Origin of the sequence: Mycobacterium sp. E2462, from assembly GCF_001672685.1 — a bacterium.
Lineage (GTDB): Bacteria > Actinomycetota > Actinomycetes > Mycobacteriales > Mycobacteriaceae > Mycobacterium.
The window spans coordinates 1-17422 of the sequence record NZ_LZKC01000139.1 but is presented as its reverse complement, the minus strand read 5'-3'; the positions used below and the strand labels follow the sequence as shown (position 1 = coordinate 17422).

General features: G+C 70.2%; 13 protein-coding genes. 6 read left to right on the top strand and 7 right to left on the bottom strand.

Translation table 11 applies throughout. The features are described from left to right. Together A5714_RS06605 and A5714_RS06600 are read right to left on the bottom strand one after the other, a co-directional pair. On the bottom strand, positions 1–1031 hold a 1031-nt coding region (locus tag A5714_RS06605), incomplete at its 3' end, for a PPE family protein (RefSeq protein WP_082959599.1). Between the two features lie 475 nt (positions 1032–1506). After that, positions 1507–1701, bottom strand: a complete 195-nt coding sequence (locus A5714_RS06600; RefSeq protein ID WP_068075418.1) for a ferredoxin — start codon at positions 1699–1701, stop codon at positions 1507–1509. A 260-nt stretch (positions 1702–1961) separates the two neighbouring features. Here A5714_RS06600 and A5714_RS06595 point away from each other — a divergent pair, with 260 nt between their 5' ends. Further along, positions 1962–3122 (top strand): cytochrome P450, encoded by a 1161-nt coding sequence (locus A5714_RS06595; protein WP_068075421.1) that lies wholly within the window; start codon positions 1962–1964, stop codon positions 3120–3122. A gap of 32 nt (positions 3123–3154) precedes the next feature. Here the strand turns inward: A5714_RS06595 and eccCa are convergent, their stop codons facing one another. Both eccCa and eccB read right to left on the bottom strand, forming a co-directional pair. Next, on the bottom strand, positions 3155–7318 hold the full coding sequence (eccCa, locus tag A5714_RS06590) for a type VII secretion protein EccCa (protein WP_068283996.1): 4164 nt from the start codon (positions 7316–7318) through the stop codon (positions 3155–3157). Beyond that, positions 7315–8835 carry a type VII secretion protein EccB gene (gene eccB / locus A5714_RS06585; protein ID WP_068075425.1) on the bottom strand — a complete coding sequence of 507 codons (1521 nt, stop codon included), beginning with the start codon at positions 8833–8835 and terminating at the stop codon, positions 7315–7317. The genes eccCa and eccB overlap by 4 nt, the downstream gene beginning before the upstream one ends. Before the next feature lie 395 nt (positions 8836–9230). Here eccB and malQ point away from each other — a divergent pair, with 395 nt between their 5' ends. The 4 genes from malQ (at position 9231) to A5714_RS06565 (ending at position 13177) form a co-directional block, all read left to right on the top strand. Next, on the top strand, positions 9231–11402 hold the full coding sequence (malQ, locus tag A5714_RS06580) for a 4-alpha-glucanotransferase (RefSeq protein WP_068283993.1): 2172 nt from the start codon (positions 9231–9233) through the stop codon (positions 11400–11402). Positions 11403–11412: 10 nt separating this feature from the next. Continuing rightward, positions 11413–12297 (top strand): LLM class F420-dependent oxidoreductase, encoded by an 885-nt coding sequence (locus tag A5714_RS06575; RefSeq protein ID WP_068283991.1) that lies wholly within the window; start codon positions 11413–11415, stop codon positions 12295–12297. A 16-nt stretch (positions 12298–12313) separates the two neighbouring features. After that, positions 12314–12778: a nuclear transport factor 2 family protein gene (locus A5714_RS06570; protein ID WP_068283986.1), complete on the top strand. Its 465-nt coding sequence runs from the start codon at positions 12314–12316 to the stop codon at positions 12776–12778. A 105-nt stretch (positions 12779–12883) separates the two neighbouring features. Continuing rightward, positions 12884–13177, top strand: a complete 294-nt coding sequence (locus tag A5714_RS06565) for a hypothetical protein (RefSeq protein ID WP_068075435.1) — start codon at positions 12884–12886, stop codon at positions 13175–13177. Here A5714_RS06565 and A5714_RS06560 read toward each other — a convergent pair whose 3' ends face one another. Both A5714_RS06560 and A5714_RS06555 read right to left on the bottom strand, forming a co-directional pair. Then, a complete protein-coding gene (locus A5714_RS06560; protein WP_082959598.1) occupies positions 13178–13618 on the bottom strand; it encodes an SRPBCC family protein in 441 nt (146 codons plus the stop codon). Between the two features lie 100 nt (positions 13619–13718). Next, entirely contained in the window at positions 13719–14276 is a 558-nt protein-coding gene (locus A5714_RS06555; protein ID WP_068075438.1) for a hypothetical protein, read from the bottom strand. Between the two features lie 180 nt (positions 14277–14456). On the opposite strand from A5714_RS06555, the gene A5714_RS06550 reads away from it, so the two are divergent. After that, on the top strand, positions 14457–16235 hold the full coding sequence (locus A5714_RS06550) for a DUF4407 domain-containing protein (RefSeq protein ID WP_068283983.1): 1779 nt from the start codon (positions 14457–14459) through the stop codon (positions 16233–16235). A gap of 249 nt (positions 16236–16484) precedes the next feature. Here the strand turns inward: A5714_RS06550 and A5714_RS06545 are convergent, their stop codons facing one another. Next, entirely contained in the window at positions 16485–16772 is a 288-nt protein-coding gene (locus A5714_RS06545; RefSeq protein WP_068075445.1) for an ANTAR domain-containing protein, read from the bottom strand. Positions 16773–17422: the final 650 nt, after the last annotated feature.

Sequence of the window (17422 nt, the reverse complement as noted above, 5' to 3'; positions counted from 1 at the left end):
CCGACCAGGCCATGGCCGTCTCCCGGGCCGCCGCCGAGCCTGCGGGCAACACCGCGCAGACCACGGCCAACGCCACCCAAGTTGCCCAACCCCAAAGAGGCGAACTGCGGCGTCGGGAACCACGCGCCACCAGCACCCGCCGTGTCACCACCGGGACCGAACGTCAGCTGCTGAGCGATCGACCAGCCGAAGTTGGCGATACCGTTGGAGAAGTACGCCAGACCGGAGGTCTGCTTCAGCAACACCGTGTACAGCGTGGGGTTGAGACCGAGGTAGTTGTTGGTCGGCGTGGGCAACCCGGAATCCAGGTAGCTCTGAATGGCGTTCGTGAGCCAGGTCAACGGTCCTGGCGGATCCGTGGTGGCGGCCGCCGCCAGCTGTTGGGTGGGCGCCGCCGTCGTGACGAGTTGGGTGGTGGCGTTGGCCGTGGTCTGCGCGGTGTTGCCCGCAGGCTCGGCGGCGGCCCGGGAGACGGCCATGGCCTGGTCGGTGGTGGCGTCCGGGGTCGTGGTGTTCGGCGGCGCCGGGAACGGCTCGAGCGCCGAGGCCAACGCCGAGGCGCCCGCGTAGCCATACATCGCCGCCGCGTCCTGAGCCCACATCTCGGCGTACTGCGCCTCGGTGGCCGCGATCGCCGCGGAATTCTGCCCGAAGAAGTTCGTCGCGATCAGCGTCGCCAGGAGGACCCGGTTCGCCGCAATCACCGGCGGCGGCACCGTCATCGCGAACGCCGCCTCATAGGCCGCCGCCGCCGCCCGACCCTGACTCGCGGTGTCCTCGGCCATCGCCGCCATCACCGACAACCACGACACATACGGCGTCACCGCCTTGAGCATCGACGCCGACGCCGGCCCCACCCACGGACCGCCGCTCAACTCCGTCACCACCGACGAATAACCACTCGCCGCGGTGCCCACTTCAGCGGCAATCTCATCCCACGCGGCGGCCGCAGCCATCATCGGCCCCGAACCCGGACCCGCATACATGAGACCGGAATTGATTTCGGGCGGTCTCGCTCCGAAGTCAAACACCGTGTCCTCCTCAGTCAACCGAGACCACTGGCAATCTCGGCGGTCGCATAGGAATCAGTTGTGGCCGTGGTCACGGCTTTGTAAACGACGCCACCCTGCGGCTGTTGAGTCAGGGGGGATGGCGGCCCGGATCATCGCGTCCCGCAACCTCATCGGCCGGTCGCACAGACGCCCGCCGCTCGAGCCCTCGTATCCGCAAATGCGCTGTGCTACCGCGCTTTTCGGACATCCGCTCAGGAACGACATGCACCCTCTGCCTCGGCTGGAACCCCCGTTGTCAGCAACCGAGCGACAGCTCGCCTTCTCGGTAAACTGTCGCTCGGCACTGAGATTAGTTCGTTATGAGGCGAACACCGACCAGCGATGCCAACTGTTCATTCCAGGCCAGCGACTGTTCACTCCCGGTCGGCCAAAGTTCATCCGCGGCAAGGCATTGTTTACCCGCAGTTTGCTTGCGACTCGTTACCCGCGCGCGTCAGTCCTCGTCGAGGACCAATGCCATCTCGGGGCAGGATGCCACGCCCTCGCGGGTCAGCTCCTCGTCACCGGGCCGCACATCGTGGTCTTCCAGGAGGGAGTAGCCCGACTCGTCGATCGGGAACAGGTCTGGGTCGACGGCGTAGCACTGCGCGTGCCCGACACACTTCGACTTCTCCAGACGAACCCTCACGAGGTGCCTCCCTGGGCGGCCCGGCGCCGTAGCCGCCGTGGCAGTTGACGGATCGATACCCAGATTAGTGGGTCGGTAAAGTGTAGAAGATGGTCGCCGACCGGCACCGACGGCCGAAAACCATCGACTAGCTCGGGTCACCGAGCGCGTGTTCCCTTGCCGTGCATGCGATATTGAAGGCCGTGGTGGCCCGACGTTCACGCGCCGTCCCGGGGGACAGCTCACACAACCGAAGAGAAGACGACCGGAGATATGAGCGCATGAGCGACCAGCCAGGGGCGTTCCACCTGCCGCGGCTTGATTTCGAGAAATTGCCGCTGGCCGAGGACCGGGGTGTGGGCTGGAAGGCGCTGCGTGACGCGGGGCCGGTCGTGTTCATGAACGGCCACTACTACATCACGCGGCGCGAGGACGTGCTGAGCGCGCTGCGTAACCCGAAGGTGTTTTCGTCGACCGTGCTGCAGCCGCCCGGGCACCCATTGCCCGTGCTGCCGTTGGCCTTTGACCCACCGCAACACACCCGCTACCGCAGGGCGCTGCAACCGTTCTTCAGCCCGCACGCCCTGAGCAAGTCGCGCCCGGTACTGGAGCGGCATGCGGCCGAGATGATCGGGGCGTTCGCCGACCGCGGCGAATGCGAAGTGATGGCGGACTTCGCGCGGCTGTACCCGTTCCAGGTGTTCATGGACCTCTACGGCCTGCCGATGGAGGACCGCGACCGCCTGATCGCCGCCAAGGACGCCGTCATCTCCGACAAGCCCTTCCTGAGCCAGGCCGACATGGAGCAGGGTCGCATGCTCCTGGAGTACCTGGCCACGGTGATTCAGGAGCGCCGGCAAAACCCTGGGTCGGACATGCTGTCGCAGGTCATGGCCAGCGACGGCGAGCTCAGCGACCTAGAACTGCTGGGCATGAGTCACCTGTTGATCCTGGCCGGCCTCGACACCGTGACGGCGGCCATCGGGTTCTCCCTGTATGAATTGGCCCGCCGGCCCGGGCTGCGGCGCGAGTTGCGCGACAACCCAAGGCAGATCCGGGTATTCATCGAGGAGATCGTTCGCCTGGAACCCTCGGCGCCGGTGGCCCCGCGCATCACGACGCAGTACGTCAACGTCGGCGGAATGACGCTGCCGCCGGGCACCCACGTGCGGCTGTGCATGGCCGCCGTCAACCGGGACGACAGCGACTCGATGTCCACCAACGAACTGGTGATGGACGGAAAGGTGCACCGGCACTGGGGGTTCGGCGGTGGACCGCACCGCTGCCTGGGGTCTCACCTGGCGCGCATCGAGCTGACGGTGATCGTGGCCGAATGGCTGCGGCAGCTGCCGGACTTCGAACTGCCCGACGACTACACGCCCGAGATCAAGTTCCCGTCCAAGAGTTTCGCGCTGAAAAGCCTACCGCTGCACTGGAACTGAGCGAGGCTCAGCCCAGTGCAGCGGTAGGGACGCTATTTGCGGATTTCGGTGGCCGCGACCTGGACGAAGATGCCGGTGTCCTCGGCCATCAGCAGGCCTCGGCCGCGGGGCAGCGGACCGCCCTTCATCTTGCCGCGGATAAAGCCCTCGTCGGGGTCGGCGTCCATGACCAGCAGCGGCGCGTTCGCCTGGGCCAGGGCCCGCAGCATCGGGTCGCTGCCCGCCGACGACCAACCACCGAACGTCCGCGTGACGATGACGTGCAGCCCGACGTCCGCGGCCCTGGTGACCCATGGCGCGGCCTTGTGCAGTGGCGAATCGAAACCAGCCGGCAGCTGCTGGATGTCGTCGACGATCACGAAGATCTCCGGGCCGCTCCACCAGTTGCGCGATAGCAGCTCCGTCGCGGACAAGCCGGGCGGGGGTTCGCGGCCGGCCAGCACCGCGGCCAACTCCCCCATCATCGCCTGCACGCCGTCGAGGTTGTAGGCGAACTTCTCGACGTAGTCCGAGCCCAGCGTGGTCAGCAGCTGGCGACGGGGGTCCACCAACCACACCTGCGCCGACGGCTGTCCTGCCGGGGGCGGCGGCGCGCTGCTGGCGCCTGGCGCGTACAGCCGGCCGATCTCCGACATGATCGTCGCCAGCGTGGTGGTGCGCCCACATTCGCGGCGGCCCGTCACCATCAGGTGCGCGTTCTCCGCGAAGTTGAGGTACACCGGCGACAGGTCCAATTCCGAGATGGCCCAGACGATCCCACCGGCACCGACCCCTTGGCGGGCGTCGCCGGCGGCGAGCTCGCGGAGCTGGTCCACGCTGAACGTCGCCGGGAGACGACGCACCGGCGGGGCCTGCCCGCTGGCGAGCCGGCTGACGGCCTCGCCGACGCTGCTCGACTCGAAGTTGTTGTCGGGCGTGCTGCCCAGCGCCGGGCGGGCGATCAGGGTGTGCAGACCGGCCTGCGGGTCGGAGTCCAGGCGCACGTAGTTGACGGCGACCATGCCGCGGCCCGGCTTGACCGGAACCTCCTTGGCGAACCGGGAACGCACCAGCTTCGCGTCCTCCACCGCGGCCAGCCGCAGCTCCACCCGGGAGCCGAAGCCGCTGCGCACCGGCGGCCGCAGCTCGGATTCGCGGTCGGCGGTGACGATGACGTGCACGCCGAACGACGGGCCCTGGTTGATGATCACGTTCACCTGGTCGATGAGGACCTCGTTCTCCTCGGCCAGGGCGCGGTAGTTGTCGACCACCAGGTAGACGTCGCCGAACCCGTCGTTGGGCACGGGGCCGGGCTCGCCGCCGAACTTGCGGCGCCGGAACACCTCCATCGAGGCGATCCCGTACTCGAGGAACGTGCTCTTGCGCTGGCGCACCAGCGCCAACAGCTCGGCCACCGTGCGGCGCACCCCGTACGGGTCGGTCGGGCCGGCCACCTCACCGACGTGCGGAAGGCGGGCGACGGTCGTCAGCGCGGTGCTGCTGTACGCCAAGCAGTAGAACTGCACCTGCTGGGGCGTGTGGGTCAGCGCCGCCGAACAGATCAGCGTCTGCAGGGCCGTCGTCTTGCCCGACCCACCGGCGCCCAGGATCAGCACGTTGGCGCCCGGCCCGGAGGTGTCCACGGTCCACGGCGGCTGGTCGTGCTTGAACGGGCGGTCGATGATTCCGATGGGGAACACCAGGTTCTGCGCCTTGCCGTAATCCTCCTGCCACGAGTGGCCGAGGAAGCGGTTGACCAGATCATCGATGGCGACGGGCGTGTTCAGCGGCGGCTGCCAGAGCCGGTACGGCTCGAAGTCGATCTTGCGCAGCTGGTCGATGATCACGGTGCCGACCTTCGGCGTCCGGATCCCTTCGGCGTCGTCCTCCTCGGCCGCCTCGATCGGCAGCGCGTCACCGTTGGTCGGGATGGCCGGCGGGATGTCGGGACCCCCGACGCTCACCTCGAGCGGCGTGAACGAGTTGGTGAACAGCTGCGGGCGCACGTAGTCGATGGTGTGCACCAGCGTCGGCGCCACCTCGCCGTCGTCGGTGATGCCGCGCGGGAAGTAGTCCCGCCACAGGAACTCGGCCTGGAACCGGACGATGTCCTCGAGGCTCCGGCGGAAGTACCCCAGGCCCGCCTTGGCGGGCAGGTTCACGGCGTTGGGCACGCCGGCCGCCTGCGCGGCGCCCGCGGTCCGCGCCTTGAGGACCAGCCGGTAACCCATGTTCTCCATGAGCTTCTCGGCGCGGCTCTCGATGGTCTGCGACGCCATCATCAGGTGGATCCAGTAGGCGCGGCCCTGCCGGCCGATCGAGTCGAGGACGTCGACCGCCGTCGGCATGATGCGGAACCACTCGTAGAACTCGTCGATGACGACCACCAGCATCGGCAACGGCGGCATGTCCTGCCCGCGCGCCCGCATGCGGGACCGCACCGAGTTGTACTCCTTGGCGTCGTCGACGCCGGCGCTGTCGCAGATCGCCTTGCGGCGCGCGATCTCGCCCCACAGGGCGTCCAGGAAGCGCTCCATCAGGGCCTGGTCCTCTTCCAGGTCGGTGATGATGCGCGAGACGTGCGGCACCCCGGCGAACGGCTTGACCGCCGACCCACCCTTGAGGTCGGCCAGCACGAACTGCAGGTCCTGCGGCGGGTGGCTGAGCATCAGCGATTCGATCACCGTCCGCACCAGGGTTGACTTACCCGAACCGGTGGTTCCGGACATGACGCCGTGCGGGCCGTCGCCGCCCTCGTCCAGCGACTTCATGTCGAGGAACAGCAGCTCGCCGTTGTCCGAGCGCACCCCGAACGGCGCCCGCAGCCGCGAGCGGCCCATCGCGTCGGTGCGGGCGCCCCAGAGCGCCTCGAAGTCGATGTTGCCCGGGTCGTCGATGCCGTAGTAGGCCATGATGTCGCGGGCGCCGATGTGCGCGACCCGCTGGCCGATCTCCTCGTAGGCCTCGGCGAGGCGCCACCGCGCCAGCTTCTGCGCGAACTCCTCGGCCTCGACCGCGCTGATGTGGTCGGTGAGCGCGAAGAACCACGGCTTCTCGTCGATGACCATCCAGGTGTCGCGGTCGCGGGGCAGCGCCTCGATGACGCCCGACTTGTCGAAGCGCAGCGTCCGCTCGGGGATGTTGGTCCAGATCGACGAGCCGGTCAGGTCGAAGAACGTGACCCCGTCGACGCCCTCGGAGCTGATCACGTACTCCCACTGCGGGTCGACGGCGTCGGCGATGATGACGGTGTGCGGGGTCGGGGTCTGCGCCGACGAGCTGGCGTGCCGCGGCGTGAAGGAACCGCGGCCGGCGAACAGTTCGGCCTGCTCCGCGGCGAACTCGCGCACGGCGCTGTACACCATGCGGGCGTTGCCGGCGGCGTCCTGGCGCCGCGGGTCGCCGAAGTGCGGCAACCACTTCACCCAGTCCCACTCGTCGAGGTCCGAGCTCACCACGATCATCCGCACGTGGTCGGGCCCGTGGGAGAAGGCCAGTTGGCAGACGATGGACCGCATCAGGCCCAGCACCTGCTCGCGCTCCCCGGCGAGCGCGTACCACGGCTCGACCAGCAGCGAGATCATCTTCGGCAGGTTGTAGACGACGCTCTGGTAGCGACCGAACTCCTGCAGCGCCTTACCGGTCACCGGCTCCAGCTCGATGTCGGTGGGCATGTTCTGGGGCTCACCCCAGGTCACCTCGGGGCGGGTCATGCCGACGCCCACGCGCACGACGCCGAAGTTGAGGTCCTTGCCGTCGGGCTTGCGCTCCCACATCCGCGACGACCCCACCGCCGCGGACAGCGTGGTCGGCGCCGGGTGGAACCACCGGTAGTTGGCGTCCATGCTGTCGGCCGACTCGTGCGCCGTCTCGCGCAGCATGTCCAGCATCAGCATGAACTGGGCGCGCATCGAGTCCAGCTTGGGGCGGCTCATCTGCTGCTGCCCGCCGAACCGGCCGCCGAACATCATCATCGCGACGCCGCCGATCATGAAGATCGGGAAGATGGCGCCGGCGCCGCCGAACACGTGCGAGCCGCTGGCGAACGTCATGCCGACCATGCCGATCAGCAGGCCGACCACCAGGACGCCGACCACCACCAGCCACCAGGGCTTGCCCTCCGGCGGCGGGATGCTCAGCGGTGTCGGGAGGACAATGTTTTCCGGCTTGATGACCGGGGGCTTCTCCGGCGTGGGCCGGGCGAATCCACGTTTCACTTAGGTACCGCCAACTCTGCAGGGGACATATCCATCGGAAGGGTGTCGTGCTCCACCAGCGCATCGGCGCGCGACAAGGTCGGTCCTTGTGGGAGCAGCCGCAGCGCCACCCAGGGCGCCAGGCCGGGTTTGCTCTTCAAGCCGAGCGCCTCGCGCACGTCGCGGGTGTCGTCGACGCCGAAGCGGGCGCCGGCGTCGGTGAGCCACCACAGGGACTCGGTCGTCTTGGCGCCGGGGTCGTTGCCGGTGACGGCCACGAAGTTGGCGTAGTCGGGACCGAAGAACACCTGGTCGGCCTCGCGGCCGGTGGTGTCGGCCTTGACCAGCGACACCACCTTGTTCATGTCCTTCGCGGCGACCGGGATGGTCGCGCCGGAGATCACCTGGACGCGGGCCCGGTTCTCCCCGGAGGTCTTCTGCCACCACCAGCAGGTCGCCGGGTTCTCGCGGATGTCCATCACGTTCAGCGGCGCGTCCGGGTAGGACGACAGGTCCAGCTTGTTGACCACCGGCATCTTGGCCAAGGCGGACGGTTCCACCGTCACCGGCTTGGTGTTGCCGGGGCCGGCGTTCTGCAGGATCTGGGCGACCAGCGGAGGCAGTGTCTGCACACCGTCGGCCAGCACCAGCGAATACTGTTGCGGACCGCTGATCTGCGGGGTGACGATCACGGTGCCGATCGGGCCCGGCGCGTTCGGGAACGACGCGCCGCTGCCCGCGTTCTGGATCTGCGGCACGGTGAGCTCCGGGCCCACCGGCAGCGCGTCGAACAGGGCGCGGCTCATCGGCTTGGCCTGGCCGACCTGCTCGGGGGTCAGGCCGAGGGGCAGCAGCACGGACCGGTTGGTCGCGTCGATGCGCGAGCGGCGTCCCTCGCGGATCACCCACGCGTCCCCGCCGTAGTTCAGCACCACCGCGTCGGAGCCGTTGAGCACCTTGCGGTGGTTGCTCAGGTCGGGGTTTCCGTCGATGACGGTGACCGTCGCCGCGGACGGCGTCCCGGCGCCGGCGGTGGCCCCGGCAACCGTGTCGCACACCAGCCACGAGGATGTCCCCGGGCTGGTGGGGTGGAAGCTCGACGGCGCCCCGGGAATCCCCACCAGCGGGCCGCGCGGCAGGGTGGCGATCTGGTTGGACTTGACCAGGTGCGGGTTGTCCGCGCGGCCGGTGATCAGGCGGGCGGAGGCCAGGTTCAGCGCGGGGTACAGCCGGTCACCCACCCGCACGTACAGCGCACCGGAATCCCGGTCGGCGATGATCGGCGAGTCGCCGACCTGGCCGGCCGGGCTGAGGAACGAGTACAGCAGTGCGCCCAGGCAGATCACCAGGGCGGCGGACACCGACGCCACGACCGCCAGGTTCTGCCGACGGCCGGGCTCGACCTCCATGCGCACGCGCCACCGGGTCAGGGCCATCGCGGTGCGGCGAGCGAGGAACTGGTAGCCGGTCACCTGGGTGCGCGTCGACAAACCCAGGCCGTAGCCCGACCCGCGCTGCCCGCGACTTTCTTCCGCCACTTAATTCACCATCCGGTCTGCTGATGCGCCTGGATATCTCCATTGCGCGAGATTTCTCCGACAACCGTAAGGCACCGGTAGAGACCTCGCCACGCGGCGACGGAGCGCATTCACTTCTCGTTTGCTTGACGTCAATCCGGCTGCCCGCGCCGCACGCGTGGGCGCGAGGCCGCGTGGCGGGCCGAGATCACTCCCGGCCCTTGCCCGTGAGAATGTTTCCTCCCCTTCAGGCATCGTAATGGCGGATCGCCGTCCCGTCCTGTCAAGCGCTCGCATTCGGGAGCCCACTGATAGAGAAGTAAGGCGCGGAAGGCGCCGTGCGCGCGTCCGGGTCGCCGATCGGCCGACCCGGGCACCAAGATGTCTGCCATGGATGTCTCCGATGGTCGTCTCCCGTGACGGAGCTCGCGCCCTCACTGGTCGAGTTGGCCGGCAGGTACGGCGTAGCGGCGGAGTATGAGGACTGGACCGGCACCCGCCGGCCGGTGCCCGCGGCCACGCTGATCGCCGTGTTGGCGGCGCTGGGCGTGGCGGCCGGCAGCGAACAGGAGCGCAACGCCGCCTTGACCGCGGAGCTGCGGGCCTACTGGGCCCGCCCGCTGCCGCCGACCATCGTCGGGCGCACCGGGGAACGGGTCCGGTTCTGGGTGCACGTCACCCACGGCGACGCCGCCGAGGTGTGGCTGGAGCTCGAGGACGGCACCCGCCGCGGCGACGTACAACAGGTCGACAACTTCACGCCGCCGTTCGACCTGGACGGTCGCTGGGTCGGCGAAGCCAGTTTCGTGCTGCCCCACGACCTGCCGCTGGGGTATCACCGGGTGCAGCTGCGTTCGGGCGGGACGCAGAGCAGCGCCGCGCTGATCGTCACGCCCGGCTGGCTCGGGCTGCCCGAACGGATGGGCGCCCGACGGGCGTGGGGGCTGGCCACTCAGCTGTACAGCGTGCGCTCCCGGCAGTCGTGGGGCGTCGGAGACCTGACCGATCTGACCGATCTCGCGGTCTGGTCCGCCGCACGCCACGGCGCGGACTATCTGCTGGTGAACCCGCTGCACGCCGCGGCGCCCACCAAACCCATGGAGCCCTCGCCGTACCTGCCGACCTCGCGGCGCTTCGTCAACCCGATTTATCTTCACGTCGAGGCGATCCCGGAGCTGGCGGACCTACCCAAGCGCAGCCGGGTGCGCCGGTTGCGCGACGACGTCCAGCGGCGCGCCGGCCGCGTCGACACCATTGACCGCGACGGCTGCTGGGCCGCCAAGCGGGTCGCGCTGAAGCTGCTGCACGCGGTGCCGCGCTCGGCGGGCCGCGAGCTGGCCTACGCGGCGTTCCGGGACCGGGAGGGTGCCGCGCTCGACGACTTCGCCGTCTACTGCGCACTGGCAGAGAAGTACGGCGCCGACTGGCACGCCTGGCCCGAGTCGCTGCGGCATCCCGAAGCGCCAGGCGTCGCGAAGTTCGTCGCCAAGCATGCGACCGACGTGGATTTTCACCGGTGGCTGCAGTGGCAACTGGACGAGCAACTCGCCGCCGCGCAGTCGCAGGCGATTCGCGCCGGGATGGCGCTCGGCGTCATGCACGACCTCGCCGTCGGCGTGCACCCCGACGGCGCCGACGCCTGGGCGCTGCAGGACGTGCTGGCGCTGGGCGTCACCGCGGGCGCGCCCCCCGACGAGTTCAACCAGCTGGGCCAGGACTGGTCGCAGCCGCCGTGGCGGCCCGACCGGCTGGAGGCGCAGGAATACCGGCCGTTCCGCGCGTTGATCCGCGCGGCGCTGCGCCACGCCGGCGGCGTGCGGATCGACCACATCATCGGCCTGTTCCGGTTGTGGTGGATCCCGGGCGGCGCGCCGCCCACGCAGGGCACCTACGTCCGCTACGACCACGAGGCGATGATCGGCATCGTCGCCCTGGAGGCCCACCGGGCCGACGCGGTCGTGGTCGGCGAGGACCTCGGCACCGTCGAGCCGTGGGTCCGCGACTACCTGCTGCTGCGCGGATTGCTGGGCACCTCGATTCTGTGGTTCGAGCTGGACCGCGACGACCCGACTGCCGGCGGGACCCCGCTGCGCGCCGAGCGCTGGCGCGAGTACTGCCTGTCCTCGGTGACCACCCACGACCTGCCGCCGACCGCGGGTTACCTGGCGGGCGAGCACGTGCGGCTGCGCGATGCCCTCGGGTTGCTCACCCGCCCGGTCGCCGAGGAGATGGCGGCTGATCGCGCGGAGCTGGCGGCCTGGCTGGCCGAACTGCGCCGCGTGGGGGCGCTGGCGGACGGGGTGAGCGACCCCGAGTCGGTCATCCTGGCGCTCTACCGCTACCTGGGCCGGACCCCCTCGCGACTGCTGGGAGTGGCGCTGACCGACGCCGTCGGCGACTGCCGCACCCAGAACCAGCCCGGCACCGTCGACGAGTACCCCAACTGGCGGGTCCCGCTCACCGGTCCGGACGGCAGGCCGCTGCTCCTGGAGGAGGTGTTCACCGATCCCCGGGCCGCGGCGCTGGCGGAGGCGGTGCGCGAGGCGATCACGCCGGCGCCGGCCGGGGCCCCGCCGGCCGGCCTGTAGCTTTCAGGCCATGAAGGTCTCGGTCGTGGCCCCGGTCGCCGACGGCGTCACCGCCGATCCCGAGTGGATGGTGGCCTTCGCCCAGCACCTCGAAGGGTGCGGGTTCGAGTCGATCGTCGCCGTCGAGCACACCGTGCTGGTCACCCGCTACGAGAGCGTGTACCCGTACGACAGTTCCGGACGCGTGGGGCTGGCACCCGACTGCCCCATCCCGGATCCGCTCGACCTGCTGGCGTTTCTGGCCGCCCACACCCGCACGCTCGGGCTGGCCACCGGAGTGCTGGTGCTGCCCAATCACCACCCGGTGCCGCTGGCCAAGCGGGTCGCTACCGTCGACGCGCTCTCGGGCGGGCGGTTGCGCCTGTGCGTCGGTGTCGGTTGGCTCAAGGAGGAGCTGGCCGCCTGCGGCGTGGACTTCGCCAGCCGGGGCCGGCGCGCCGACGAACAGCTGGCGGTGCTACGGGCGCTGTGGGCCGACCGGCCGCAAGGTGTCTCGTTTCGCGGCGAGTTCTTCAGCTTCGACGACGTCACGTGCTCTCCGAAACCGGTTGCCCGCGAGCGGCTCCCGATCCACATCGGTGGGCACAGCCCGGCGGCCGCGCGCCGCGCGGGGCGCCTCGGCGACGGGTTCCAGCCCCTCGGGGTCGCCGGCGCGGAGCTCGCGTCGCTGATCGCGGTGATGCGCGACGAGGCGGCCGCGGCCGGACGCGACCCCGAGGCGCTGGAGGTGTCGCTGGGGCACCTGGTCACCAAGATCGACGCCGAGCGGGCGGCCGCGCTGTTCGACCAGGGCGCCGACCGCCTGGTCCTGGCGATGCCGCCGGCCGCCGAGATCGAGCGGGCCAAGGACATGGTGTCGGCGTGTGCCCAGCGGTTGTCGCTGGGATCGTCGTGACTCCGCCCGCCCTGCCATGACGCTGGCCGCCGAGGACCGGGTGGCGCTGCACGACCTCGTGCACCGCTACGCGGCCAATGTCGACGATCGCCAATTCGAGTCCGTGGCCGCCCTTTTCACGGCGACGGCCGAGCTGACGGTGCCGGACCCGCCGGCGCATCTGACGCCGGTCCGGTCGCATCGCGGCCGCGACGCGATCACCGCGGCCGTGTCGGCGGTGGCGGCGGTCACCCGCACCGAGCACGCGATCGTCGGGGAGGTGTACGACGCCGCCGCTCGTCCGGGCGCCGCGCGGGGACGCGTGGCGTGCGTCGCGCATCACTGGAGTCAGCGCGGCGACGAGATCACCGACGTGGTGTGGCACCTGCGCTACGACGACCGGTACGAGCGCACCGACGGCGGTTGGCGAATCGCGCGGCGCGCGTTGACCATTCACGCCATCGAGACCCGGCCGGCGCGCCGGCTGCTGCCACCCGGTTAGCGCGGAGCCGGCCCGCGTCCACTGTGCGAAGTCGTTTGTTCGGGCGAGCGGACGGGTAGGCCCTCAGAGACGCACGAAACAGAAGTGACAGCAGAGGAGAAGCCGATGAGGCCACATCCTGTCGACAGGGGCCGGAACGCCGGGCGGTCGACCGACGAGTCGACGCACGACGCGCAGCGCAGCGCCGGGTTGACGCCCGGCTTGATCGTCGTGGCAGGCGCGCTATTGGCGTTCGTGGTGTGCGTAGCGACCTTCGCCCTGGGCCAACCCGGCGCGGGCGTGGCCGCCGCCATCGTCGCGATGCTGGCCTTCGGGGCCGGCTTGTCGTGGCTTTCCATGGACCGCCGCCGCGACCGCGACGCCGAGCGGGCGTGGCTACCCGCCCATCCCGCCCGCTGACTACTGCGGCGCGGACTGCAGCGTCGCGAGGTTGTTCACCGACTTCTGCACGTCCGAGCGCAACACCTTGGCCACCAGACCGCCGATCGGCCCGCTGAGGAGGCCTCCCCGGAGGTCGGCCGTCAGGTGAAAGGTGGTGCCAGGCTTGTTGTCGGTGACGTCCATCGCCACCCCCAGCTTGATCCCCCCGCGGCCCCGGCCCTGCAGCTCAATCGCTTTCGGCTCGTCGTAGCGGGTCACCGTCCAGTGGATGACGTTGCGGAATCCCTTGACCTTGACGCACGACGATACGGCGGTGCCCTCCTCGATCGTGGACGGTACGGGCCCGCGCCAGCCGGCGAATATCGTCATCCACTCGTCGAATCGGCCCAGGTCGGAGGCCAACTTCCACGCCGCCTCCGGCGTCACCTCCGACGACACCGAAACATCTACTCGTGCCAAAGTCGTGCCCGCCCCTTCTCCACCAGTGCTGCTCGAACGAACCGTGGGGATACCCGGACGAAGCCGCGGCTATGCGTGTGACGCCGGTGACCCGCGACGCTCAGGGCCACGCTTCCTGCAGTTGCTGGGCCACATCGATGATCTGCGCGGCCTGCGACTGCGGCGCGTCGATCTCGGCGGCGACGTACTGGGCGATGAACCGGCGGATCTCGCCGTCGACGCCCGCGAGGATCCGTAGCACCTCGCCGCGGAAGGATTTCGACGACACGTTGACGGTGATGTCGGAGGGGCGCGGCTTCGCCACGTCGACGATGAGCAGCAGCGGTTCGGCGGCTCGGGCGGTGGCGCGCAGGGCGATGTCACCGGAGACGACGAAGCGCTGCTTGTCGAGCCTGAGGTCCAGCAACAGGTCGATCGACAACGGGATGTGGATGAGGAAGGTGATGGTGTCACCCAGCCGCCGGGTGACCTGCGGTTCCTGGATCTTGACGTTCGCGCTGACCTTGGCGATGCCGCCCGGCCCCTGCGCGATCGGTTCCATGGCGAATTCGTTCCCGGCGATGTCGGCAAAGGCGGCCGCGACACGCTCCGGAGTGACGGCGACCTCGAAAAAGCGGCGCCCGAACTCCTCGTAGCTGACATAGTCGTGATTCGTCATAGGCTTACACCGTCTCACGTCGCCTGTCGGATCGGTCGCTGATCTGCCCGCGTCGCAGGAAATGACCGCGTGATGTGCCCGGCGCCGGCGCCGATGTGAACCACGCCACAAGCGTGGGTCTTCGATTCGATGTACCCGGCCCCGTTTTGGGAGGCTTGCCGGTGGAGGTGTCGAGATCTGATGAGCGCCCAGGAAACTACTGTGCGGCGCCGGGCCGCAACCCCGGCGGCGGTGCTGGGCTGGCTCGGCGGCGGGCCTGAGGCCGAGCCGGGTGGTCACCGGGAGCGCTCCGCGCACGCCGTCGCGGGTGCCGTCGTCCTGCTCGGTGCGGTGTGGGCAGGCGTGGTGGCCGGGCTGGTGGGAGCCACCGCCCTGGCCGGGACGGCCGGGTGGTCGGTCCCGGCTATCGCCGTGCTCGCCGGGCTGCTGGTGGGAGCGGTCGCCCGCGGCACCCTGGTCGGGGGCCACCGGAGCCGGACGACCACCGCGGCCCGCGCGGCCGCGGCCGGGGCGCTCGGCGTCGTCGTGGGCGAATTCGCCTTGCTCGCGCTGCTTTCCGGCGCCATCGATCGCCGGATCGACGAACGGGCCGCGCGCGAGGGCGACGCCACGCCCGCGGTCATGCAGGCCGCGGCGGCGCTGCAACGCGATCGGGATGCCCGCCGCGCGCTCGACGCGGACGTCGACGCGGCACGTGAGCGCCAAGACCAGGCGCTGGTGACCGCCCGTTGCGAATACCACCCGTCGCCGTCGTGCCCGCAGACCCGGATCACCGGTATCCCCGGAGCGGGCCCCGAGACGCGCACCGCCAACGACTTGTTGGCCGACGCCCAGCAGCAACTCGACGCCGCGCTCACCGCGCGGGACGCCCGCGCACCGCAGCTGGACGCCGAGCTCGCCCGCGCGCAGCGAGAGCTGGACGAGGCGCGTCGGCGGGCCGTCGCGAAGCCGGGACTCGGCGCGCGCTGGCTCGCCCTGAACGACGTGACGCTGGCCGGCCCGGGTCCGTTGACCTTGCGCGTCGCCGTCGACGCAAGCTGCGTCCTGCTCTACGCCTTGCCGATGATCGTGGCCTCGTGGCGGGGCGAGACCACCCGGGAACGCCGCGCGACCGCCCTCCTGCGGCGCGACTGCGCCGAACTCGAGGCCGATACCGCGATCGCGATCAAGCGGGCCGAGGTTCGCCGCGAAGCCGAAATACTATGGGCCGAGCATCAACTCACCCAGGCCCGGCTCGCCATCGAGGCCCAGCTCGAAATCGACCGCGAACACCAGCGGCGCCGGGTGGCCGATGCGCTGGAGCCGCGGGCGTCGGCGCAGCGGATCGTCGAGCCCACCGACGACGACGTCTACCTGCCGATCGCCGCCGCAGCGGAGGCCGCGAGCCGGGCGGTCGCCCCGCCGCCGGCGGAACCGGCTGCGGTCACCATGGATGCGCCCCTGCCGGCGCCGCAGCACCTACCGGCGGTGCCGTCACCGGCGAACGAGGTCGAGCAGCACACGCCACGCGTGACACCGCTGATCCCGTCGATCCCCGACGTGACCAAGGTGGCGGCGCGGTGGCTGCGCCCGCTGGTCCCGCCGCTGGTGACGCGGGTCGTCGACAGCACGACGCACCCGTGGCGCACCGCCCGGCACGTGGTCGAGGAGGTCCTCGAGGAGACCGAGGAGATCACGTTCGCGCTCAGACGGACCCGCAAGGTCCGGGTCAGTTCCGACCTGACGTCCTCCGACGCCGCTCACCCGCCGGCCGACGAGGCGCCCGCCGACGCACCACCGACCACGCCTACCCGGGTCGCGAGCGCACGCGCAGGTGGGCCCTCGCTGCGTGGCCGGGCAGGCGGCAATGCCGCCCTGGAATCGGACGACCGTCGTACCGTGTCGCGGCGACCGGGACCGCCGGAGATCGAACCGCCCGGCGACCCAAGGGCGCCAAGGTCATTGCCGCCCGCGGACTAGCGGCATTTCCTACCGGAAAGGGCATTCCCTACCGGAAAAGGCTGATGGCGTAGCCGGTGTTCGGCCGAGAGGCCGCCCGCTGCCGGCGCCGGCACAGGACTCCCCTGGCGCGGGTCGGCCACTGCACGACCAGCCCGAACACCCGGGCGGGCGGCCGGGGCGGCGCGGCGCAGGACGCGAGCGGAGGGAAGTTGGTGACGGCCGGGTTACCCCTCGAAAGCTCGGCCGTCCCAACGTCTCGGTGGCCGCTCAGCAAGTCAGGGCGACCGGCTCGAACAGCGGCCCCCACTCGTGCCGCGCCGCGGACTGCGCATCGACGAAACTGGGGGTCTTCTCGCCGTCACCGGCGAGGTGCACCAGCGCCCACGCCATCGCGAACACCGGCACCTTGTGCCGAACCGCCGCGCTATGCAATTCCTCCATGGCGGCGTCCGACGGGCACCGCCGCAGGCCGATCAGGATTCCCCGCGCCGTGTCGAGGATGCGCCCCGAGTGTGGGCCACATGAGGTCTGGGCTGGCACCCACGTCGTCGTCATGATTTGTCGTACCTCCTGGGGCGTCTCGTCGACCGTCACTCGCGCAACGGCAGAGGAGTTTGTGCACTGCGCATCGTCGCGGCTGCAATCCTCAAAAGCGCCCCGTGCCATGATTTGTCGTGCGGCGGCGTTGTGCCAGCCCACCGCCGGATTCGATATGTGCCTGTGATCGTTTCGGAATCACCGACGGCGCGAACTGTTTCGGCGCGGGAGTTTGCCACACGCCTTCGGACACGCCGCTTTTCGCGCTTCGGTTCAGGCCCGCCTAAGACGTATCCCCGCGGTCGCGGAAGGGAACGCCTTGCGCCCGAGCGCTGGCGCTCCCCCGCCCTCGCGACCACGCCGCCAACGCGGCGCAAGGACGCCGGCCGGGGCTCGCACCGCGGCCGTTCACCCGACCGATCAGCATGCGTCCGCAGCCGCAGGCGCGCTTAACGAAAGCCGCTGCGCCACAGACTGTTCCGGCCGATGCTGCGCGCGGCGGCCAAAACGTGCGCGATTCGGGGAATTTCCTGCGCCGGACGGTAACTGTGGTGCGGACCTGCATGGTATGCGCCGCGGTCGTCACAATGGGCCGCGCGCAGCATCGGCCGGAACAGTCTGTGGCGCAGCGGCTTTCGTTAAGCGCGCCTGCGGCTGCGGACGCATGC